The organism is Chryseobacterium sp. L12 (assembly GCF_056133985.1).
Genome location: NZ_JBVYOF010000013.1, coordinates 147282 through 170551 on the forward strand (window position 1 = coordinate 147282; position 23270 = coordinate 170551).

23 protein-coding genes are annotated in these 23270 nt (G+C 34.7%); 17 read left to right on the forward strand and 6 right to left on the reverse strand.

The features are described from left to right. Window positions 1-7: 7 nt before the first annotated feature. The gene (locus AC0NBN_RS08680) at window positions 8-2494 is read right to left on the reverse strand and encodes a T9SS type A sorting domain-containing protein (RefSeq protein ID WP_160812160.1); all 2487 of its coding nucleotides are present in this window, start codon (window positions 2492-2494) and stop codon (window positions 8-10) included. Between the two features lie 263 nt (window positions 2495-2757). Between AC0NBN_RS08680 and AC0NBN_RS08685 the strand changes: the two genes are divergently transcribed. The 3 genes from AC0NBN_RS08685 to murB are packed head-to-tail and all read left to right on the forward strand — an operon-like array spanning window position 2758 to window position 5485. Further along, entirely contained in the window at window positions 2758-3963 is a 1206-nt protein-coding gene (locus tag AC0NBN_RS08685) for a pyridoxal phosphate-dependent aminotransferase (RefSeq protein WP_143885407.1), read from the forward strand. A gap of 11 nt (window positions 3964-3974) precedes the next feature. After that, on the forward strand, window positions 3975-4472 hold the full coding sequence (locus AC0NBN_RS08690) for a hypothetical protein (protein WP_160812159.1): 498 nt from the start codon (window positions 3975-3977) through the stop codon (window positions 4470-4472). Continuing rightward, window positions 4472-5485, forward strand: coding sequence for a UDP-N-acetylmuramate dehydrogenase (gene murB / locus AC0NBN_RS08695; RefSeq protein WP_160812158.1), 1014 nt, complete (start codon window positions 4472-4474; stop codon window positions 5483-5485). Before AC0NBN_RS08690 ends, murB begins: the two co-directional genes overlap by 1 nt. A gap of 115 nt (window positions 5486-5600) precedes the next feature. Here the strand turns inward: murB and AC0NBN_RS08700 are convergent, their stop codons facing one another. From AC0NBN_RS08700 to AC0NBN_RS08710, 3 genes are read right to left on the reverse strand one after another with little or no spacing between them, the layout of a single operon-like run. Beyond that, on the reverse strand, window positions 5601-6149 hold the full coding sequence (locus AC0NBN_RS08700) for a DUF6705 family protein (RefSeq protein WP_160812157.1): 549 nt from the start codon (window positions 6147-6149) through the stop codon (window positions 5601-5603). Next, window positions 6149-6706 carry a DUF6705 family protein gene (locus tag AC0NBN_RS08705; RefSeq protein WP_160812156.1) on the reverse strand — a complete coding sequence of 186 codons (558 nt, stop codon included), beginning with the start codon at window positions 6704-6706 and terminating at the stop codon, window positions 6149-6151. Before AC0NBN_RS08705 ends, AC0NBN_RS08700 begins: the two co-directional genes overlap by 1 nt. Window positions 6707-6726: 20 nt before the next feature. Next, window positions 6727-8262 carry a hypothetical protein gene (locus AC0NBN_RS08710; protein ID WP_160812155.1) on the reverse strand — a complete coding sequence of 512 codons (1536 nt, stop codon included), beginning with the start codon at window positions 8260-8262 and terminating at the stop codon, window positions 6727-6729. A 178-nt stretch (window positions 8263-8440) separates the two neighbouring features. On the opposite strand from AC0NBN_RS08710, the gene AC0NBN_RS08715 reads away from it, so the two are divergent. From AC0NBN_RS08715 to AC0NBN_RS08725, 3 genes are all read left to right on the forward strand, one after another. Further along, window positions 8441-8830: a helix-turn-helix domain-containing protein gene (locus AC0NBN_RS08715; protein WP_160812154.1), complete on the forward strand. Its 390-nt coding sequence runs from the start codon at window positions 8441-8443 to the stop codon at window positions 8828-8830. A 47-nt stretch (window positions 8831-8877) separates the two neighbouring features. After that, the gene (gene proC / locus AC0NBN_RS08720; RefSeq protein ID WP_160812153.1) at window positions 8878-9681 is read left to right on the forward strand and encodes a pyrroline-5-carboxylate reductase; all 804 of its coding nucleotides are present in this window, start codon (window positions 8878-8880) and stop codon (window positions 9679-9681) included. Between the two features lie 106 nt (window positions 9682-9787). Next, on the forward strand, window positions 9788-10060 hold the full coding sequence (locus AC0NBN_RS08725) for a hypothetical protein (protein ID WP_160812152.1): 273 nt from the start codon (window positions 9788-9790) through the stop codon (window positions 10058-10060). A gap of 227 nt (window positions 10061-10287) precedes the next feature. On the opposite strand, the gene AC0NBN_RS08730 is transcribed toward AC0NBN_RS08725, so the two are convergent. Beyond that, window positions 10288-10701 carry a VanZ family protein gene (locus AC0NBN_RS08730; RefSeq protein WP_474468164.1) on the reverse strand — a complete coding sequence of 138 codons (414 nt, stop codon included), beginning with the start codon at window positions 10699-10701 and terminating at the stop codon, window positions 10288-10290. Window positions 10702-10780: 79 nt separating this feature from the next. Here AC0NBN_RS08730 and lnt point away from each other — a divergent pair, with 79 nt between their 5' ends. The 6 genes from lnt to AC0NBN_RS08760 all read left to right on the forward strand — a co-directional run bounded on the left by lnt (window position 10781) and on the right by AC0NBN_RS08760 (window position 14643). Then, window positions 10781-12421, forward strand: coding sequence for an apolipoprotein N-acyltransferase (gene lnt, locus AC0NBN_RS08735; RefSeq protein ID WP_160812150.1), 1641 nt, complete (start codon window positions 10781-10783; stop codon window positions 12419-12421). Between the two features lie 191 nt (window positions 12422-12612). Further along, entirely contained in the window at window positions 12613-12855 is a 243-nt protein-coding gene (gene rpmB, locus AC0NBN_RS08740; protein WP_002976757.1) for a 50S ribosomal protein L28, read from the forward strand. A gap of 3 nt (window positions 12856-12858) precedes the next feature. Beyond that, window positions 12859-13041, forward strand: coding sequence for a 50S ribosomal protein L33 (gene rpmG, locus AC0NBN_RS08745; protein ID WP_027379950.1), 183 nt, complete (start codon window positions 12859-12861; stop codon window positions 13039-13041). A 20-nt stretch (window positions 13042-13061) separates the two neighbouring features. Further along, window positions 13062-13211: a DUF4295 family protein gene (locus AC0NBN_RS08750; RefSeq protein ID WP_089742301.1), complete on the forward strand. Its 150-nt coding sequence runs from the start codon at window positions 13062-13064 to the stop codon at window positions 13209-13211. A 174-nt stretch (window positions 13212-13385) separates the two neighbouring features. Then, a complete protein-coding gene (gene ftsY / locus AC0NBN_RS08755; protein WP_143885414.1) occupies window positions 13386-14339 on the forward strand; it encodes a signal recognition particle-docking protein FtsY in 954 nt (317 codons plus the stop codon). A gap of 52 nt (window positions 14340-14391) precedes the next feature. Further along, window positions 14392-14643: a GlsB/YeaQ/YmgE family stress response membrane protein gene (locus AC0NBN_RS08760; RefSeq protein ID WP_143885415.1), complete on the forward strand. Its 252-nt coding sequence runs from the start codon at window positions 14392-14394 to the stop codon at window positions 14641-14643. A gap of 59 nt (window positions 14644-14702) precedes the next feature. Here the strand turns inward: AC0NBN_RS08760 and sppA are convergent, their stop codons facing one another. Further along, window positions 14703-16457: a signal peptide peptidase SppA gene (sppA, locus tag AC0NBN_RS08765; RefSeq protein WP_160812149.1), complete on the reverse strand. Its 1755-nt coding sequence runs from the start codon at window positions 16455-16457 to the stop codon at window positions 14703-14705. A gap of 18 nt (window positions 16458-16475) precedes the next feature. On the opposite strand from sppA, the gene folK reads away from it, so the two are divergent. The 5 genes from folK to fmt all read left to right on the forward strand — a co-directional run bounded on the left by folK (window position 16476) and on the right by fmt (window position 22901). Next, window positions 16476-16889 (forward strand): 2-amino-4-hydroxy-6-hydroxymethyldihydropteridine diphosphokinase, encoded by a 414-nt coding sequence (gene folK, locus AC0NBN_RS08770; RefSeq protein ID WP_160812148.1) that lies wholly within the window; start codon window positions 16476-16478, stop codon window positions 16887-16889. A 24-nt stretch (window positions 16890-16913) separates the two neighbouring features. Continuing rightward, window positions 16914-18407, forward strand: a complete 1494-nt coding sequence (locus AC0NBN_RS08775) for an OmpA family protein (RefSeq protein WP_160812147.1) — start codon at window positions 16914-16916, stop codon at window positions 18405-18407. A 33-nt stretch (window positions 18408-18440) separates the two neighbouring features. Continuing rightward, window positions 18441-19904 carry an OmpA family protein gene (locus AC0NBN_RS08780; RefSeq protein WP_160812146.1) on the forward strand — a complete coding sequence of 488 codons (1464 nt, stop codon included), beginning with the start codon at window positions 18441-18443 and terminating at the stop codon, window positions 19902-19904. 72 nt (window positions 19905-19976) lie between these two features. After that, window positions 19977-21878, forward strand: a complete 1902-nt coding sequence (locus tag AC0NBN_RS08785) for a RecQ family ATP-dependent DNA helicase (protein ID WP_160812145.1) — start codon at window positions 19977-19979, stop codon at window positions 21876-21878. A gap of 75 nt (window positions 21879-21953) precedes the next feature. Then, on the forward strand, window positions 21954-22901 hold the full coding sequence (gene fmt, locus AC0NBN_RS08790) for a methionyl-tRNA formyltransferase (RefSeq protein ID WP_160812144.1): 948 nt from the start codon (window positions 21954-21956) through the stop codon (window positions 22899-22901). Window positions 22902-23270: the final 369 nt, after the last annotated feature.

Here is a 23270-nt window from a genome sequence, read left to right on the forward strand (position 1 = left end):
GTAAAATTTACTTTTTGATTGCTTTTACAGTATTTACTGACCCGTCTTTGAAATACATCGTAACCAAGTATAATCCTGCATTTAAAGAGTTAAGATTAATTCCTTTAGTAGGATTATCAATCACTTTTAAAACTCTACCAGAGACATCAGTTATTTTAATTGTCTTGATGTTCTCTGTTTCGGAAACAAACAATACATCATTGAAAGGATTGGGATAAACAGACACTTTCTTTTTAGAAGAAACCTCAGCAACACTTAAAGAGTTCTTAGGCTCCCAATAAATATCATCCCAATAATACGCTTTTGCATCATTGGCATTTCTTATGGCCAATCTTGCTGTTGCAGGAACTGTTGCAGGAACATCAACGATATAATCCACACCGTAAGAAGTGTTTGGAATACTTAAACTTTCTATACTTACAAATGTTGATGCATCAGTGGTACTTGTAACATATCCAACCTGCAGATTTCCTGTTGCCGTTGCGACTCTGGCTTTGAATCTTAATCTGTGAGTATTTGCATTAACATTGGAAAATTCAGGCAAAATAACAACTGAAGGAGTATTGGATGCCGATGCATACTGATATATATTCCTTATTCCTGAAGCAGGACTTGTAGAAGTGATTGTCTGCGAACCGCTTGGTACAATTCTCGCCCAACAGTCAGGAACGATAGAAGTAGCAGTATAAGATTCAAAATCTTCGAAAAGAGAAGTTCCCGGAGCGCAGGTAGTACGGAAAATTACAGAACCTGACCATTCGCTTTTTTCTGTAGCACTGCAAACAGTACGAATCCACAAACTATATGTGTGATTAGGAACTAAACCTGTTACAATTCCATTAACCGAATTCGGAGAAAATGTTCCGCTTGCCGTTGTTGTTGCTATAGGCGAAACCGTACTTACCGGAGAATAATAATATTCATAACCATTAGCTGCTCCCGTTCCTGCAGCTCCCCAAGTAACATCTATGGAATTCGGACTGGCGTTTGATGTAATCATATTAAATGGCGGTGTACACGCAGGCATAACTTCCCACTTTACGTCATCCCAATAGTATCCTTTTCCGTCTGCAGTATTTTTTATGGCTAATCTCGCATTGGCTGGAACTGTATTGGGTACATTTACAAAATATTCCGGACCATACGATGTATTTGGAATATTCAATGCTTGAATTAATGTAAAAGTAGAAGCATCCGAAGGATTAGTGACATACCCTACATTCAGAATTCCGTTCGCTGAAGTAACTCTTGCTTTTAATTTAAGCCAATGTGTACCCGCGTTTATATTATTAAATTCCGGTAAAACTACTGTACTTGGAGTTTGAGCTGATGTATTAGTCTGATAAACATTTCTTGTTCCCGAAGCCGGACTTGTGGATGAAATAGACATTGTTCCGTTAACGTAATTTCTTACCCAGCAATCAGGTAAATTTGTTCCGGTCGCCATAGAGTCAAAATTTTCAAACATTGCAGCCATTGGACCGCATAATGTTTTGAAATTTCCACTAAATGACCATGAGCTTTGCCCTGAAGAACCATTACAATTAGATCTTACCCAGACATAATAAGTCGTATTAGATGCCAAAACTCCTGTAGGAACAGATAACCCCGTTATATTACTGGAAGTGGGAACTGTTGCAGAAGTAGGAATTACAGGACTTGTGCTGTAATAGACATCATAAGAAACAGCTGTAGAACTTGGTGAAGCTGTCCAGTTTATTGTAGCACTGGTTGCTGTAATGTTGGTTGCCGGCTGCACTGTTGGAGGAAGACAATCTGAATATACATCTGCAGAAAACGCAAAAATATTTGAATATCCCTGAGCTGTAGACGTTTTGGTGACTGTTACACTCTGAATTAACTTAGTCTGATTGGCAGTATCAATACTCAGTAAAGACTGATATAGCCTTGGATTAGTACCACTTCCTGACTCTAAAACATCATTGGTTCGGTTAATTCTTCCAAATCCCTGAATGGCAAAACCTGAACCATTATACCAATCTGAAATACTGATCCCTGTAAAAGTCTGAGAAGTATTATCAGTAAAATTAACAACCACAGAAACGGTAGATGCCCCGCTTCCGCTGGTAGCAAGCATATACAGTCTAAAAGCAGCTTTGGGTACAGCAAAAGTTAAAGTACCGCTGTCGTTTTGATTAGAAAGTTTCAGAGAATTATTGCTGCCGTAACTCGCCATATTATACATAAGGCCGGGAGTAGTAGCAACCTCACTATTCACAATTCCATCAGCGGGCAATCCATAAGCCAATGCTGCATCTGTAGCAGTGAGTTTAAAGTCTTTAGAAACAAAAGCAAACGAAACACCATCTACGTCCGAAGAAGTAGAAAGCATAGAAGATCCAACTCCATTTGCAATTACGTCTGCGTTAAAACCGGATTGTACAGGCATCGGCTGAAAGTTTTGAGCAAATATTGAAGAACTGGCAAATAAAGCCAAAAAGCCCATAACAGAAACTTGTTGAATTTTTTTCATAAATATTTTATTAGTTTGACACAAAACTATAAATAAAATCTTATCGAACACATAGCAAATTAAATTATTTTTAAAATTAAATGAATATTAATAAAATATAAACAATATAAACACCATTACAATAAAAACAAATAATTTAAAAGAGAACATTTAACAATTATCACATAATTCACAATTCAAACTTGATAAACAACAATTAGCCATTAAAAGTCATCATTAGAGATAAAATAATTTCCTATTTTTGCCATACAAATTTTTAGACAATGCCAAACATTTCAAACAGAGCGCAAAACATGCCGCCTTCACCGGTGAGAAAACTGGTTCCTTTTGCTTTACAGGCAAAACAGAGAGGTACAAAAGTTTACCACCTCAACATTGGTCAGCCAGACATAGAAACACCGGAAACCGCTATCAACGCTCTTAAAAATATTGATTTAAAAGTTTTAGAATATGCGCTTTCAGAAGGAAATATTGAATACAGAAAAGCACTTACGGAATATTATCATTCTTTAGATTTTACAGATCTTACGCCAGACAATTTTATTGTGACCAACGGAGGATCAGAAGCGTTGAATTTTGCCATATCCACTCTTTGTGATGACGGTGACGAAGTAATTATCCCGGAACCTTATTATGCTAATTATAACGGTTTCACAAGCACTTTCAATGTCAACGTGGTGGCAATCCCTTCATCTATAGATACCGGATTTGCCCTGCCTCCTATTGAAGAGTTTGAGAAAAAAATCACCCCAAAAACAAGAGCAATTGTCATCTGTAATCCCGGAAATCCGACCGGATACCTTTACACTCGTGAAGAATTACAAAAATTAGCCGAAATTGCTCTGAAATATGACATTGTTGTTATATCTGACGAAGTTTACAGAGAATACGTTTACGATGGAAAACAGCAGGTTTCCATGCTTGCATTTCCTGAATTGAGCGAAAACTGCATTATCATAGATTCAGAATCAAAAAGATATTCTATGTGCGGTGTAAGAATCGGATGTCTGATTACCCGTTCCAAAAAAATACGTGATGCAGCAATGCTTTTTGCGCAGGCAAGATTGAGTCCGGTACTTTTAGGACAAATTGCAGCAACAGCAGCTCACCAGAATGACGGCGCCTACATAAGATCAGTAAGAGAAGAATATACTCACAGAAGAAATGTTTTGGTAGATCTTCTTAACTCTATTCCGGGAGTAATTTGTCCAAAACCTAAAGGTGCATTTTACTGTGTAGCAGAACTTCCGGTAGATGATACCGAAAAGTTCGCTCAATGGCTGCTGGAAAAATATTCATTAAACAATGAAACAATTATGGTTGCTCCTGCAGGAGGATTTTACAGCAATCCCGAGCTTGGTAAAAAGCAGGTAAGAATCGCTTACGTCCTTAAAGAAGAAGATTTGATAAAAAGTGCAGAAATTCTTAGAAATGCACTGGAAAAATATAAATTGGATTTTAACATCTAAAAAGCAGATCAATGTCAGCAGTAAAAATAAAAGGTTTGAAAATTTTTTTTTCAATGTTTTTACTGCTGATTTTTTTTTCTTGTGAAAATAAAAACACACCAAAACACAACACAAAAGAAAGAATAGAATCTATCAGCATCTCTCATATTGGCGGAAGAAACGGCTTTTACGAAATCATAAAAATCCGCAGAGATTCTTTATTTTTTGAAAGCGGAACCTCAAAACCAGCCAAAAATACAAGCTGGAAAAATGCAGTAAATATTCCATCATGGGATGCTCTTGCTTCTTCGTTTAAGCTGAAAAACCTTGACAGCATCAGAAGTTCTCCAAGCATACAGCATCTTGACGGAATTGATGAAACTTTCATCATCAAAACCAATAAAAAATCTCACATCTATGTAAATGCATACCATGATGTACATTACTACCAGTTTGAAAATTTTAAACAAAAACTGGAAAAAATTCTTTCTCAAAAACAGCCGGCAGCCATAAAAACACCTCAACCATAATGCAGGAAAATTTTTCGTTAAAACCATACAATACTTTCGGAATTGACGCTAAAGCAAAATATTTTGCGGAGATCAATTCTACTGACCAATTAATAGAAATTCTCAGACTTTCCGAAACCCGAACGCTACCTATTCTATTTCTAGGAGGCGGAAGCAATATTTTATTCACCAAAGATTTTGACGGACTGGTGATTAAACTAAGCCTTAAAGGAATTACTGTTCAGCCTTTGAACGAAGATAAAGTTTTGGTCACAGCAAAAGCAGGCGAAAACTGGCATGAGTTCGTCATGTTTTGTCTGGAGAAAAATTTGGGCGGGCTGGAAAATCTCTCCTTAATTCCCGGAAATGTAGGAACCTCTCCCATGCAGAACATCGGAGCTTATGGAACGGAGATCAAAGATGTTTTTTACAATTGTAAAGTTTTAAATCTTGAAACGCTGGAAATTGAAGCTTTTGACCTTGAAAAATGCAGATTCGGTTACAGAGATTCTATTTTCAAGCAGGAAGGTAAAGGTAAATATGTTATTCTTGAGGTAACTTTTCAACTCACTACAAAAAATCATCAGATCAAAACAGAATACGGCGCCATAAAATCGGAACTTGAAAACTTAGGTATTGAAAACCCAACGATTCAGGATGTTTCCAGAGCGGTCATCAACATCCGTCAAAGCAAATTACCGGATCCGAAACAAACAGGAAATGCCGGAAGCTTTTTCAAAAATCCGACTATTCCTTTAGCTCAGTTTGAAAAATTACAAAAGAAATTCAACAATATTCCGGGATATCTGAACGGAGATTTTGTAAAAGTCCCGGCTGGCTGGCTCATCGAACAATGCGGCTGGAAAGGAAAACAGATCGGAAATGTAGCTTCCCACACATTACAGGCTTTGGTAATTGTAAACGCAACCGGAAACGCAACCGGACAGGAAATTTTTGACTTTTCTACAGAAATCATTAATTCTGTACAGGAAAAATTCGGGATTGAACTGGAAAGGGAGGTGAATGTTATTTAAAGCATATAAGCCTTTATTTTGAGATTTTTACAGGACAATAGCTGTACATTTCTCTGCTTCTGTAAATTCTAATATCAAAAAAAGACTGCTTTTTTGAAAGCAGTCTCCCATTTTATTATTGCTTAGTCAAAATAATTTCTTCTGGCAATGCTTGAGGAATTTCACTATAATAATATTGACAATCATCCGTAATCATATTACTGCCAAAATGCAAATTCCAGTTCAATTTTGTTTTTGTATAATCGGTGAAACTTATTCTTATGTTTCCCGAAGTTCCACACAGATCATTATCAATATATACCAAAGAATAATTATCATCTGCTTTTCTAAATTTTCCACCCCAGATTTTCGCATTATCGTCAGAAAGAAAAGTATTGTCAAAAAGCACTACACCATTCGAATCTAAAACTTTAAATTTTGCAATTAAATTATCTTTATAATATTTTAAATTCTCATTATACTTATTAGTAATTTTTTTAAATGTTATAAAAAGAATTTTATTATCCCAAATTCCTTTCCAAGTTCCTTCATAAGCAGGAAGTTCATTATTGGTGTCTTTAAGATAGGCATTATCAGGAATCTGTGTGAAAGTTCTCAAAGGATATATCTGTGCTGTACAAGAAACTGCTGTGCTAAATAATATAATTAAAATTATATTTTTCATTATTGCTTGGTTAAAACTATCTCTTCGGGCAAAGGTTGTGGAAGTTCTGTAGTATAATAAGGACAATCATCGGTAATTATTTCATTATGGTTATTATACTTCCATTCCAATGTGGTCTTTGTGGGATCGGTAAAACTGATATAAATCGTACCAGTTGTATTACATAAATCTGGATCACTATAAGTTAACATATATCTATTATTCGGAGTGGAAAAAAAACGATTTCCAACTATTTTAGAATTTCCAAAAGATAGATTGGTATTGTCAAACAGGATAGAACCATTAATATTTAATATTTTAAACTTTGCTCTTAAAATATCGTTGTAGTAAGGTCTATTTTCTAAATGAGTAAAATAAGATTTATCTTTTTTTATATAAATGTAAATTATATTGCCACTCCAAGTTCCTTTCCATGTTCCCTCATAGGGTAATAATTCATTGTCTAAGTCCTTAATATATGCATTAGGTGGTACCTCTGTATAAGTTCTCAAAGGATATATCTGTGCTGTACATGAAACTGCTGTGCTAAATAATATAATTAAAAGTATATTTTTCATAATATAATAATGGTTTAATTTTAAGGGCATGGTGTTGTTTTCATTGGATTATCTGCTCCATTATATTCAAGTTTAATCGCACTCCCTGTTGTTTTATCAATGCTATAAACTTCCAATCCGTTGATATTAACTTTTTCTTTTACAAACTGGGTAAATAGTTTTTCAACATCGCTCTGTAATATTGTTCCATCCTCTTTCATAATTTTTGTAAATTCTGTATTATACCAGGTTTTCCAAGAGTTAATTTGATTAGGACCAATACTGTAGCTTCCGTCACCTGAATATTTCAACATATAATTTCCCTGCGAAGTAATTACCATTGCATAAGCATCAAGAATCTTGCCTTTATCCTGTGCATTTCTTACACACGCTGTAAGAAAAGTAACAATGTCTCCCGGAGAAAATATTTTAACGACTCCTTCTTTATCTAGATGTACGTGAATGTATGCAAAATACTTATTACCAATAGGCATTCTAAGCACATCATTAGTGATATTATTGAGAGATTCATAGTTAATTACCGGACCATATGCTACAGCAAAACCGGTTTCCTTTTTTGCTTTGAAAGATTCAGGCTTATCTATTTCATCCAATTTAATATTAAAATTTACATCCTCAACTGTTGCTTTTATTTTACTACACGGTGTCTGTGGTCTTACAACCGGCTCCGTTGGAACACCAATATTACATCCCGTTGGGCTTACCAAGCCTACCTGCGATGGATCTGTAGCAATAGAAGTACAGTCATCAGGCGGTTCTTGTCCTTCTCCACCGACACCGCCGCCTCCACCGCCTCCGCCACTTCCTGTACCTGGGCTGATGTAGTTGTCTTCCTTTTCGGGACCGCAGTTCCACACTCCTGCGGTAAATACCATTGGTTTGGTTTCCGCTGTACAGTTATGCCAGTCAGACATATTAGTTTCGTTGTGAACCGGCTGACCGGTTGATTTATTGATCTGGCTACATCCATAAACAATAGTAACATCAGTCCAGCTGCAGGTAGTTCTTGCATTCATAAGAGAACCTCCCGGGTTAAAAGTACCTTTTGCCAGTTCTGTAATCTTGGTTTTTCCTTTGGTGTTTACCGGCTCTCCATTCAGCAGCTTTTGCTTTTCCAGAGCCGTAAGATTGTAGGTAACTAAAAATTCCTGATAGCTGCCATCGGGAAGCGGAGAAAGCAAAAGGTTTTCCAAGGGTGCATCAGCAGGAGCATTGTCCCGGGCAATATGAAAGGTATAGGTGTGATAGTTGGCTCCGTTCTCTATATAGATAACATGATCCGTATCAATAGAAACTCCGTTTCCGTAATTCACCACTTTACCATGCACATTCATCTTGGTAAAGCCTTTCAATGCATTTTCTGCTTTATCAATTTCTGTGAGAAGTTGGGTTTTGTGCTTAGATTCGTTAAGGGAAATTCTTTTAGAAGTCAGTCGCAAGCCGGTGTTGCCATGCGCTTCTTCTTCATTGTGAAATTCTTCGGTGCGGCAGGAGAATGCTGAGACACCGACCAGGAACATCAGGCAGAACCTGAGGAATAAATGTTTTTTCATCATGTGCTGAAAAATTTTAATGGTTAAAGATATAAATTATTTGGAAATCAAAAACAATTTGATTATCAGTTTTCAAAAATAATCTGTGCAAAACAACTCCACAACAACCATTAGTTATAAAATCAACAACCTTTGGTTGTCATTTTAAAAAATAGTATTTTAGCGTTTAAAATAAAAAATCATGGGTTTAGACACTAAACTTCGCAAGCTGAGAGAGCAGAAAGGCTGGTCTCAAATGGATGTAGCACATCAACTGGATATTTCGCAATCTGCCTACAACAAGTGGGAAGCAGGTCAGGCAAAACCCACGCTGCCAAACCTTCAGAAACTGGCTGAAATTTTTGAAGTTGATTTTTTAGATTTAGTTCAGGATCAAATTCCTAATTTGGATTTATCCAATGCAAAATTTGAAGGAAGCTCATATATCGTTAATTCTTTTGATTCTACTATATATATCCATTCACAAGAAACAATTAACAAGATGCTTGAAAACCAAAAGGAAATGGCAAAATTGATGGAAAGCCAAAGCAAGCTGATAGAAACTCTTTTGAAAAATAAAACTTCTGAATAGACACAAACCTAACAGAATTATAATCATTTTATAAACTATACACAAATATGAAAATCGCCATCATCGGAGCCGGAAACATGGGCTTATCTTTTTCTAAATCATTTCTGAAATATGAACTGATAAAACCTGAAAACCTTCATCTGGTTACAAGAAATATTTCAAAAATCCCCAAAATAAAAGAAGAGTTCCCAAAGTCTGAAATCTCTGTATTTGAAGAAGTAAAGAATCTGGATGCAGATTTAGTTATCATCGCCGTAAAGCCTCAGGATTTCCCAAACGTAGCGGAAAATTTTCAGTTTCAGTTAAAAGAAAATCAGATGATTTTGTCAATTATGGCTGGAATTAAGATCGAAAAAATTCAGAAATTTTTAAACCATCCTTTGGTGGTAAGAGCTATGCCCAACTCTCCTACTCTTTTGGGAATGGGAATTACCGGCTACACTGCAGCTCAGGGAATTTCTTTCAGTCAGCTAATCAATATAGAAAGACTGCTCAATTCAACAGGAAGATCAGTTTACCTCGAAAACGAAGAACTTCTGGACGGTGTTACTGCACTTTCCGGAAGCGGTCCTGCGTATTTTTATTATATTGTTGATGCCATGATCAAAGCAGGTACAGAAATGGGAATTGATGAAAACCTGTCAAAGCTTTTTGTAAAACAAACCATGTTGGGAGCTTATCATCTCATCAATAATTCTGAAAAAAATCTTGAAGAACTGATAAAAGATGTTGCTTCAAAAGGCGGAACAACAGAAGCCGCTCTGAAAACCTTTAACGAAAACCACCTGAAAGATATTTTACTGAACGGAATTTTAAATGCAGAAAAGCGGGCAAAGCAATTGAATGGATAATTTATTTTAAGTTGAAATAAAAGTCTCTCGCAGCTCTTAATAAATTTTAACGTGAAAAATCTGCAAAAGACTAATATCAGCATCATTAATAAACAGACACAGAATAATGGGACTTAAAGACTTTATCTTCGGAAAACCGACAAAAATTGAAAATGAATTTTTTGGAACAATGCTCTTTCTAAAAGATAAAAAAGACAAATTTAAAAGTTATTTTGAGTGCAGACGACAATTTATTCCTTCAAACAAAATAATAGAAATTTGTATTAACGGAAATCTAAATGATTCCGTACAAAAACAAATTGATTTTTTCAAAAGTATTGAGGACAATTATTCTGTAATTACAAAGGTAATTTCACCTCTAATTGAAGATGAGTTTTGAAACTGGAAAGAAGACTTTAAAATAAATGACTTTCAAAAGGAATTTGAACCAGTTTATCTAAGGTTACCAAGATGTGAAAACAAACCAATAGTTTGGGAAATTGCCTTTGAATCTTATCACGATAGAAATCACACTTTTACTTTAACAATGTCAGACTTTAACGCAAAAGAAATATTAATTGACGGGTAAAATCATTAATATCACAGGCGTTTAGTAAAATATTATCTTTATTTTAAACTATCAGATTTCCAAAAATTTGTAAATCTGATCTCAAGCATTTTCCTGAGCTGCCATCCTAAAAATACTCCAAAAGTATTTAGGATAATATCATCTACCTCAAAAATCCCCAGTCTTGTAAAATACTGAAGAGCCTCTACAATTGTAATCGCAGAAATAAAAACAAAAAGATTGTTTTTCAGATCAGTAAACCTGGGAAAAACCCATCCCAGAAAACCAAAAGGAATAAACATGACTACATTCCCCAAAACTATTTTAATGATATCAGACCAGCGAATTGTATTTTCTATAAAATTCAGTGTCGCCAATACGGGTTCTACCCTTATCAGATTATCATCATACTGCGTTCTCCCCATTCCCAAAAACATCAGGTATAGAAGAAACAACGTATAAGGAACAATCATTATTTTATAAATTTTCTTTAACATCAATCACAAAAATATTCATTTCAAAAATAGTAAATTTGTGTATTAAAATATTTGAATGAAATACCTATTGCTTACGTTGATTTCAGCGATGCTGCTTTCTGTATCCTGGCCGACTTACGGAATCCCGTTTTTTATATTTACAGCTTTGGTTCCCCTTCTGATGATGGAACACGGTGTTTCAAAATTCTCAGATTACAAAAGAAAAAGCTGGATGGTTTTCGGGCTTTCATATCTGTGCTTTGTCATCTGGAATGTGGTTACAACAGGCTGGCTTTACGGTTCAAAAAATCCTGACGGCAGCCATTCAATGATGGCGGTTTTGTTTCCGGTTCTGGTAAATTCATTCTTATATTCTTTGGTTTTCCAATGCTATCACTGGTATAAAAACGCACAGGGAACCTATTGGGGACTGGCTTTTTTTGTAGCAATATGGATGTGCTTTGAAAAATTTCATCTTAATTGGGAATTGACGTGGCCATGGCTGAATCTGGGCAATGTTTTTTCAGATTACCCTAAAGTTATTCAATGGTACGATACATTGGGAGCAACCGGCGGAAGTTTCTGGATCTTACTCATAAATGTTTTAATTTTCTATACCGTAAGAATCTGGGAAGCAGGACGAAAGAGAAAAAGCTTAATCATTAATGCATCAATTGTGACCGTTATTATCGGTCTCCCAATGATTATTTCTACCATCAAATATAATCAGTTTGACGAAAAACCTATTGGAGAAGTAAATGTTTTGCTGCTTCAGCCAGATCTTAATCCTTACGGAGAAAAATATTCCAAAGACAGCATTACCATTCTTAAAGAACTTCTCGCTTTAGCAGAAAATAATTCAAAAGGAAAAATTGATTATTATATTGCTCCCGAAACAGCCATTCCGGGACGCGGATCTATTTCTGAAACAGCTTTTGAAAAAAGTGAACTGCTCAACAGCGTAAAAGACTTCCTTTCAAAACACCCGCAATCTGTTTTTGCAACAGGAATTTCTTCTCATCAATACTTTTTTAATAAAGAAGAATTACCAAAAGATGCTTATCAAATCAACGACAGAGTCTGGGTAGAAAGCTACAACTCTGCAGTGCAGATTATACCAAACCAAAAGGTAGAAGTTTACCACAAAGGAAAACTTGTTCCCGGTGTTGAAATATTTCCTTACATGAATGTTCTGAAGCCTCTTTTGGGTGACGCTATGATCAATCTGGGTGGAACTGTAGCCTCATTGGGAACAGATAAAGAAAGAGTTGCCTTTAAAAACCCTTTCAATAAAGGAAAATTAGCTCCTATCATCTGTTATGAAAGTATTTACGGTGAATTTACCACAGAATACGTGAAAAAAGGTGCCAATTTTCTGGCTATTATGACCAACGATTCCTGGTGGGGCGTCACAGAAGGTCACAGGCAGCTTCTTTCCTATGCAAAACTCAGAGCTATTGAAACCCGAAGAGAAATTGCCCGGTCTGCCAACAGCGGAATTTCGGCTCATATCAGTGCAAAAGGAGAAATACTTGAAGATACTTTTTACGGCGATCAAACCGCTTTATTTGCCAAAATAAATCTTTATGAAGGCGAAACTTTTTATGTAAGATCAGGAGATCTGCTTTCTAGGATCTCTATGTTTTCATTAGGATTTTTATTGTTTTATTTTCTGATTAAATGGTTTCAGGATAAAATTCAGAAAAAGAAGAATTAAATTATTTTTAGTCCTGCTACAGATATATTTACTTGAAATACCTTAAAGAAAGGGATCTTTCAAAATATTTCAGCAAATCAGGCTGTAATCACAGATAAATATTACAAAAAATATTAAAGAAAACTTGTCTATCTAAATTTTTCTTTGTTATTTTGCAACCTCAAATATTATACAAATAAGAACATCGAGATATGTCAAGAATTTGCCAGATAACAGGAAAGCGTGCAATGGTTGGTAACAACGTTTCTCACGCTAATAACAAAACGAAGCGTCGTTTTGAAATTAACTTATTGGAGAAGAAATTTTACCTTCCAGAGCAAGATAAGCACGTAACACTAAAAGTTTCTGCTCACGGATTGAGAGTAATTAACAAGATTGGAATCGAGGAAGCTATCGAAAGAGCTACAAGAAACGGATTGATTAAAAAGAACTAAATCATGGCAAAAAAAGGAAACAGAGTTCAAGTAATTCTTGAATGCACAGAGCATAAAGAAAGCGGAATGCCGGGAATGTCTAGATACATTTCTACAAAAAATAAAAAGAACACTACAGAAAGATTGGAATTGAAAAAATACAATCCTGTTCTTAAAAAAGTTACCGTTCACAAAGAAATCAAGTAATTTATAAAACATAATTTACCATGGCAAAGAAAGTAGTAGCAACTCTACAAACCGGGTCAAAAAAAATGACTAAAGTGGTGAAAATGGTGAAGTCATCAAAATCTGATGCTTACATTTTCGAAGAAAAAGTAATGAATGCAGACGAAGTAGACGCTTATTTGAAAAAATAATCATTTACTTTATTTACAATACAAAAACTACTCAGATATTGGGTAGTTTTTTTGTTATCTTTGCTTTTGATACGTCGGATGCTTGATGCCGGATCTTTATAAATATTGAAGCCGCGATTACACAGCCTTTAATATCCTGCATCCAACAATAATTAAATTCCATAATTGACTAAGATGAGTTGGTTTAAAAACATTTTCAAAAAAGAAGAAAAAGAAACTTTAGACAAAGGTTTGGAAAAATCTAATCAGGGGTTCTTTGAAAAAATGACGAAAGCCGTAGTCGGCAAAAGCAAAGTAGATGACGAAGTACTTGATGATCTTGAAGAAATACTTATTGCCTCTGACGTAGGAGCCTCTACCACCATCAAAATCATCGAAAGAATTGAGGAACGTGTTGCCCGAGATAAATATGTGGGTGTAAATGAACTGGATAAAATTCTTCGTGAAGAAATTTCAGGACTTTTACTTGAAAATCCGCACAGAGGAACAGGCAATATTGATGCTTCAAAAAAACCGTACGTTATTATGGTTGTTGGAGTAAACGGCGTAGGCAAAACTACTACCATCGGTAAACTGGCTCATCAGTTTAAGTCTGAAGGCAAAAAAGTAGTTTTAGGAGCAGCAGATACTTTCAGAGCAGCGGCTGTAGACCAGCTTGTGATTTGGAGCGAGAGAGTGGGTGTCCCGATTGTGAAACAGGAAATGGGTTCTGATCCCGCTTCGGTTGCTTTTGATACAGTGCAAAGCGCAGTTGCCCAAAATGCAGATGTAGTAATTATTGACACCGCAGGAAGGCTGCACAATAAAATTAATCTGATGAATGAACTTTCCAAAATCAAAAGAGTGATGCAGAAGGTTATTCCTGATGCTCCACATGAGATTTTATTGGTTTTGGATGGTTCTACCGGTCAGAATGCTTTTGAACAGGCAAAACAATTTACCGCAGCTACAGAAGTAAATGCTTTAGCTGTAACAAAACTAGACGGAACAGCAAAAGGCGGTGTGGTAATCGGTATATCAGATCAGTTCCAGATTCCTGTAAAATATATTGGCGTTGGCGAGAAGATGCAGGATCTTCAACTTTTTAATGGTACAGAGTTTGTAGATTCGTTCTTCAAGAAGAGATAAATTCTTCTGAGAACAAATTTAAACCAACTTTTTAACATTAAAAATTTAAGCTATGGGAATTTTAACATGGATAATTTTCGGACTTATCGCAGGAGCAATCGCAAAAGCACTACACCCCGGTAAAGATCCGGGAGGATGGATCATAACAATCATTATTGGTATTCTGGGAGCAATGCTTGGAGGATGGCTCGGATCAATGATTTTCGGAGTTGATGTTACAGGGTTCAACTTCTCAAGTTTTCTGGTAGCTATCGGAGGTTCAGTTTTATTACTGGCAATTTACAGAATGGTTACAAAAAAGTAATTTAAATACTTTATAAAAATAATCCCGATTTGAAATTCAAACCGGGATTGTTTTTTTATTTATTTGATATTAATCTTGTAAGGCATCTCCATTTTCACCTCAGATTTTAATTTTTCATCAGTAAGCTGCTGCAATATTTCATAATTGGCTTTTCCAATTTTATTCTTAATTAATTTTGCAGAAATATCATCTTCATTCATATTACTGAAAAACTGCTCAAATGCACTTACTTCTTTCGGATAAGAAGATACTTTATAAGATTTTAAATTAGCTTTCTGAGCCGCAAATCTCACTGCATCCTGAAGAGACCCCAATTCATCGACCAGACCAATCTCTTTAGCACGTGTTCCGCTCCACACTCTTCCTCCACCTACATTATCTACCTGCTCAAAAGTTTTATTTCTGTTTTGAGTTACAAAATGTACAAACCTTTTATAAGTACCTTCCACACTTCTCGTCATCAGATTTACTCCATAAGGTGTAAGACCATGAAGAGAAGAATAATAAGCTGAATTGGCATTAGTGGAAACAATATCTGAACGCACTCCGTTTTTATTAGCAATATCTTTGAAATAAGGAAGGACACCAAATACACCAATTGATCCTGTAAGAGTATTAGGTTCAGAATAAATTTTATCTGCTGCCATTGCAATGTAGTAACCGCCGGAAGCAGCATAATCACCAAACGAAACAATTAAAGGCTTCTTTTTCTTCAATTGCTGAAGCTCAAAAAGAATTTCATCAGACGCATTTGCACTTCCGCCGGGAGAATTGATTCTTAGAACAACCGCCTTTACTTTTTTATCTTCCTGTAATTCTTTTATGTATTTAATATATTTTTCAGAATAAATCTGGTTGTATTCATTACCACTGTTTATAGAACCGGAAGCATACAAGATTGCTACTTTTTCATTATCTGAATCTTTATCTTTAAAAGAATCTACATATTTATGTAATGTAATTTTATTAAGCTTATCTTTTTCTTTCAGAGCAAGCTTTTTACGGATAATGTTATCATATTCAGTTTTCTGGATCAGTTTATCTGCCAGTTTATATTTCACAGTAAGATCAGGAATCATACCATAAAGACTGTCAACAACCATTCTGAAATCTTCTGTGTTCATTTTTCTGGATACAGCGATCTTAGAAGAAGTGTTACCCCAAATATCATTTAAAAGTGTACTTAACTGTTCTTGATTTTCAGGTGAAATATCATTTCTTAAGAAGGGCTCAACCGCAGATTTAAATTTTCCGTGACGAATAACTTCAATCCCTATTCCATATTTTTCAGCAAAATCTTTAAAAAAAGTAACTTCCGTAGAAAGTCCTTTTAGTTCAATTCCACCAGCAGGATTCAGATAATATTCATCAGCAACAGAACCCAGATAATAAGAAGCCTGAGAAACCGCATTTCCGTAAGCATAAACAAATTTTCCGGTTTTTTTGAAGTCTTCAATAGCGGATCTTAAGTCATCTATATGAGTAATACCTGCATTCAGATTATCAACCTCTATACTTATTCCTTTTATGTTATCATCGGTTTTAGCTTTCTGAATGGCTTCTATAGCATCATAAATAAGAATATTTGTGCTTTTGCTGTTAATATCAAAAATACTTTGCTGCTCTTCTGTAGGACTATCTATAATATCTGTTTTAAGATTAATAGTCAGAACAGAATTTTTCTTCACCGTTACAGATTCTTTATTGCTCATTGATCCGAAAGCAATCATTACCACAAAAAAGAAGAAAAATACGAAGCATAGTATAAAAATAGCTACTATATTTGCTAATACATTTTTAAAGAAACTCTTCATAAATAATCATTTTTCAATATGTCGCAACATACAGCAGTTTTGTTACTCGGAAGTAACATTGGTGATACAAAAAATAATATTGATGAGGCTTTGGAAGCAATATCACAGGACAATATAATATTAAAAAAAAGTGAATATTTAATATCTGAACCGGTAGAGTTTGTCAGTTCTAATATTTTTTGTAATATTGCAACGATAATACAGACTCATTTATCACCCGTTCAACTGCTTGATTATGTGAAAAAAATTGAGATAAGTATGGGTCGAAAAAACGACTCGTCGGTCACAAAAATTTATACAGACAGGGTAATTGACATTGATATTGTAAAGTTTAATGAATTGAAATTCTCATCAGAAAGATTAGAAATCCCTCACAAGAGACATCTTAACGATAGAGAATTTTCCAAATTTTTATTAAAAGATATTATTTAAAAAACAACACATAAAACATATTGTATGAAATTAGGTTTATTATTATTGGCTACATTGCCTATTGCTACTTATGCGCAGGACAGTATTGCCGTAAATTCTACTAATGAATTTCCTAATACATTCTCATCGGGATCCGCAAACATTCAGAAATTTGACAACAAAGCCAGAAGATTTAACGACTGGTCTATATCTGTAGGAGGAGGTCCTGCATTTATGGCTTTTGCTGATCTTACTTCTTTTTATGATCGCAAAATTAACTGGGGCTGGAATGCTTATGTAAGTCTTGACAAACAGATTTCCCATACTTTTGGATTGAGTTTACAGTACCAAATGGGTAAAACAAACCAAAGAGGAATGTTACCCAACAACCCCGCTGCAGGAGTTGCTAATGCGTGGACGGAATTTAAGCAGGTTTCAATATTAGGAGATGTAAACCTCTCTAACCTTCTTAGACGTGTAGATAATCATTCACCATACAGATGGGCTTTACATGGTTATGCGGGAATTGGCTTCATGGGTTATAACACAGAACTCATCGACAATGATGCCTCAAGATGGAGTACAAACCCTCCAAGAATTCCCATACTAGTTGATCAAAAACTTGGTATCGAATCCTTTTTTATGCAGGCTGGTGTAGGATTGAAATATAAAATCTCCAGACTTATAGATATTGAAGGAAGAGTAATGTACCTTAATAGTTTTGATGAAGAATTTGATGGCGGTGGTCTGGGAAGAGAATTCGAAGGGGCAAACGGTTATAGAATTAATTACAATACAATCAATGATTCTTATTCGGACTCAATGCTCTCATTCAATTTAGGTCTTTCATTTAAACTGGGAAAACATATTTCTCATCTCGCATGGCACGACCCTTTACAAGAGGCATATTACAGAGCTAATGTTTTAGAAAATACATCAACAGAATTAGTTGTTTGTGAAAAAGGAGATAACGACAATGATGGTGTATGTGATGACTGGGATCGTGAACTCAATACTCCTGCTGGAGCAAGAGTTGACGGAGCAGGTGTAGCCTTAGATATGGATTTAGATGGTGTAATTGACCTATATGACAAATGTGTAACAGTTCCTGGTCCTGTTGATAACCAAGGATGTCCTACTACTCCAGTTGTACAGAATGTGGCTCCCACAATCGAAGAAACAATCAATCAAGATTTTGAAGGAATTGAATTTGAATTAAATGGTGACAAAATAAGACCACAATCTTTTGATAAGTTAAACCATGCTGTTGAAGTTATCAAAACTTTAGATAAAAATACTCAATACTTAGTTATTGGTGCTACAGATACAAGAGGTTCAGAAAAATATAATCAGACACTATCTCAAAAAAGAGCTAATGCTGTTGTTTCTTATCTTACAGGTAAAGGCGTTCCAGCAGGTATGTTAATCCCCGAGGGTCGTGGAAAATCTGATTTGAAATATCCTGAATGTGATCCTGCTACAAAATGTCCTGAGTGGAAAAATGAAGCAAACCGCAGAGTTTATTTTAAATCTAAATAACAATTATTTAATTAACTAAATAAAAAATACACTATGAAATTAAGTTTAGCCATTGTTGCATTAGCTCTAGCTGTACCTACGGCAAGTTATGCACAAGATTCAATAATGGTAGTATCTAATGATACTTATCCCAATACATTCTCATCCGGATCTGCCAATGTATCTCCTTTTACACAAAAATCGAAAAGGTTTAATGACTGGGCAATTTCTGCCGGAGCGGGTGTTCCATTACTTCAGTCAGGAGATTTAACTTCTATTAAAAACGGTAACGGTAAAAACCTTTTTGGGTATTCTGCCTATATAAGTGTTGATAAAGCCATTACTCATGCTTTTGGTATCAATTTACAGTATGACAGAGGAGAAACAAGACAAGGTTGGTTCAATACAAAAGATTCTGCTCCTGCGGGTTCAACTTATCAACAGGTAGGTGCAAGAACTCAGTATGATGCAATCTCTTTGTTAGGTGATATTAACTTTTCAAATTTATTAAGAAGAGTTGATAACAAATCTACTTTCAGATGGGCATTACATGGTTATGCAGGTATTGGAACTTTAGCATATAGAGCTTATCAAAAAGATCTTAATGGTCAGAGATTAGCCACAGAAGTAAAACCTTTCAAATTAGGATCATTCTTTGGACAAGCAGGAGCTGGTCTTAAATTTAAAGTAAACAGAAGATTAGATCTTGAAACAAGATTAATGTATGTCTACACAGGTGATGATGAATTTGACGGTGGTGGTGCACAATATAGCTCTATCAATAAGAGAGAAGACCAGATTTCAGATAACTTCTTTAATGCAACTTTAGGTCTGTCTTTGAAGCTAGGAAAACATGAATCTCACTTGATGTGGCATGACCCGCTACAAGAAATGTACTATAAGCTTGATGTTTTGGCTGACAAAAATCAGGATATTGAAGTTTGTAAAAAAGGTGATGCAGATAATGATGGTGTGTGTGATGACTGGGACAGACAGCTTGATACTCCTGCAGGAGCAAGAGTTGATGGTGCTGGTGTAGCTCTTGATACAGATTTAGATGGTGTAATTGATCTTTATGACAAATGTGTAACTGTACCTGGACCAGTTGAAAATCAAGGTTGCCCATTAACTCCTGAACCATTACCAAATAATGGTGGGGTTACGATAAGTGAAATGAATCTTGAAGGAATTGAATTTGATTTAAATTCTGACAGAATTTTACCAAATAATACTCCGATTCTAAACAATGCAGTAAATTATATTAATTCATCTAATGGTTCGTATACGGTAATTGGAGCGACTGATACCAGAGCTTCTGATGCATATAACCAAAAACTTTCCGAAAGAAGAGCAAACAGCGTTAAAAGCTATTTAATCAAAAACGGAGTTGATGCTTCTAAGCTGAATGCAGTAGGAAGAGGTGAAAAAGACCTTAAATATCCTGAATGTGACCCGGCTACAAAATGTCCTGAATGGAAAAACAGAGCAAACAGAAGAGTTTATTTTGAAGCTAAATAATAAACTATAGTATTATAGAAAGTCACGCAATGCGTGGCTTTTTTTGTTTAAATACTTTCCTTACATTTACTTATGATTTCTTCTCAAGATTTTAATGAATTGAAAAATAAAACCCTCAAGCATTTCTGGGGTTATGATCATTTCCGCAATACTCAGGAACAAATTATAGATTCTATTATACAGAGAAAAGATACACTTGTTCTGCTTCCTACAGGCGCAGGAAAATCACTTTGTTATCAGTTACCTGCACTTTTGCAACATGGAACCTGTCTGGTAATTTCACCTTTACTGGCATTAATGAAAGATCAGGTAAATCAGTTAAAATTCAGAGGAATTGAAGCAGAATATCTGAGTTCTGAGCTTGATGAATTTGATGCTGAAATAATTTACAATCGATGCAAAGATGGCTTAACAAAGTTACTTTACATTTCTCCTGAAAGATTAACCAATAGACAATTTGTACAAAACATTGAAGAAATATCACTTTCTTTTATTGCAGTGGATGAAGCGCACTGCATTTCAGAATGGGGACAAGATTTTAGACCTAGCTATCAGAACATAAAAGATTTTAGGAAGAATAATCCTGAAATTCCATGTTTAGCATTAACAGCTACTGCAACACCCAAAGTTTTAAATGAAATAAAAAATAAACTTGAGCTTAAGAATCCTAATGTATTTCAGAAAAGCTTCAAAAGAGACAATATTAAAATCTTTATAGAAGAAATTTCAGATAAATATCAAAAGGTTTTTAATATTCTGAAATATGCTAAAGAATCCGGAATTATCTATGTAAGAACAAGAAAAGAAGCCGAGTTACTTACAAAATATCTGCATCGAAATAAGATACAGAATGTAGACTATTACCATGCCGGTCTTACTGCCAAAGAAAAACACGAAAGACAAAATTTTTGGAATAACAGTGATGAGAATGTATTGATCTCTACCAACGCTTTCGGAATGGGTATTGATAAAGACAACGTCCGTTTTGTAATTCACTTCTCACCTTCACAGTCAATAGAAAATTATTATCAGGAAATTGGTCGTGCCGGAAGAGATGGTAAAAAAAGTTTTGCTTTTCTGTTATGGAATCAACAGGAGCTATCAAATTTCGATCAGATTTTAAAAAATCAGATTCCTAATAAAGCAGAATTTCTAAAGATTATCAGCTATTTATACTCAAAATTTCAGATCGCAGAGTTTGAACTTCCTGAAAAAGTTTTTCAGCTCAACACAACTGGCATACAGAATTTTACAAAATTATCAACGGCAAAAATCAAGAATGTACTCAATTTCCTGCATACACAGGAGATTATTTACTATAATAACAACAAAAGCTTATCTTCTGTAGAGCTTTTGATCAATCATTCTGAAATAGATCAGCTTCCTTCAAAAGATGCTTATTTTATTGAATTACTTCTTCGCTCACTTTCAGGGATTACAAGTCATAAAATAATGTTTAGTGAACAAAATCTGAGCAGTAAAATTGGTGTCAGTGTTCATTTAATCAAAGAAAGATTAAAAGAAATGCAGCAAAAAAACTATCTGGAATATATTGATGGTGCTTTAGCGAGTATCAAATTTCTAAAACCCAGAGATGAAAGAGCTAATAGTGGAATATACTGGAAACTTTTCGAACACATCCAGAAAAATAAAATCCAGAAATGGGAAGAAATGAAGTTTTTAGTAGAAGATACCAAATACTGCAAGATAAAACTTATCCTGTCCTATTTTGGAGAAAAAAATTCAAAAAACTGTGGTCAATGTACTGTCTGTGAAAAAAATAAACAATCAATATTCGGAAAGAATATTTCTGAAGAAATCATCCGGGTACTAAGCAAAAAACCTTCAACTATAGAGGAAATTTCTATTCAGCTGCAGTTCCATTCTAAAGAAAACATTCTTGAGCATTTAATTTATCTTCTGGATTCAGGAAAAGTAAAAATGCTCAATTTTAAAACTTATGCTTTGACATAGTTTTTAATGATAAATAAATTTAAAATTTAGAACCGATCATTTTTTCCTTATAATAAGGAACTTTATCTTTGTACAATGAAATCACTGAAAGTAGTATTTTTAGGCACTCCCGAGTTTGCAAAACATACATTGAAAGCCATTCACAAATCTCATCACCAAGTTGTGGGTGTCGTAACTGTTGCCGATAAAGCCAGTGGACGAGGACAAAAAATAAACCAATCACCTGTCAAAATTTTTGCGGTTGAAAATAACATTCCCGTTTTTCAGCCTGAAAAATTAAGAAATCCGGAATTTTTAGACGAACTGAAAAAATTAGAAGCTGATATTTTCGTAGTAGTTGCATTCAGAATGATGCCAAAAGTTCTATTTGAGATGCCTAAAATGGGAACCTTCAATCTTCATGCATCACTTTTGCCAGATTACAGAGGTGCTGCACCTATTAATTATGCTGTTATAAATGGTGAACAAAAAACAGGAGTAACTACTTTTTTTATTAATGAAAAAATAGATGAAGGAAATATTCTACTACAGCAGGAACTTACTATTTTGCCCGATGAGAATGCAGGAAGCCTTCATGATAGATTGATGTTGATCGGAGCTGATCTTATCATAAAAACGCTTGATGGTCTTGCCGAAAACTCAATTACAGAAAAAGCACAGCCAGAGGTTAGTAACCCTAAAAATGCCTTTAAGATTTTCAAAGAAGATACAAAAATCAATTGGAAGAAAAGTTCTAAAGAAATCCATCAATTTATTCTAGGAATGTCTCCATACCCTGCTGCTTTTACAATTTTAAAAATTTCTGAAGAAGATAAAAGCTTAAAAATATTTTCAGGAAAATATGAAATTGCCGATCATCACAAAGAAAGCGGAAGTTTAGAAATTTCAAAAAACGAGTTTAAGATCTATACTACAGATGGAGTATATTTTCCACTAGAAGTACAATTAGAAGGCAAAAAAAGAATGAATTTAAAAGATTTTCTAAACGGCTTTAGAAATTTTGATGAAATCAAATTAGCTTAATAGTATCTTTTCTTTTAACTTGATAGAGAAACCAATTCCATTCTTTTCCTATTAATAAATAATCTTAGAGTAATAGCTTTTTACTAAAAATTTCAAGTAATGTATATCCGCTTTGTCATCAAGGCGGTTTTTTTGGGATTAATACTGTTTTTGAGTGTTTATACTACTTGATAAAGAATCTAATTTCAGATAAATCCATGCTATAGAAAATGTCCAATAATATATTACATAATCTCACTTTCATTCAAGGTTTTCCATTAAACTCACTAAGCCTTTTAAACTTCAATAAATCTTGGTTTAAACTTTTGGAAGGTGTGTAATCCGTTTCCGGCAGTATCGTTGTTTCAATAGTTTTGAACAGGAGAATAG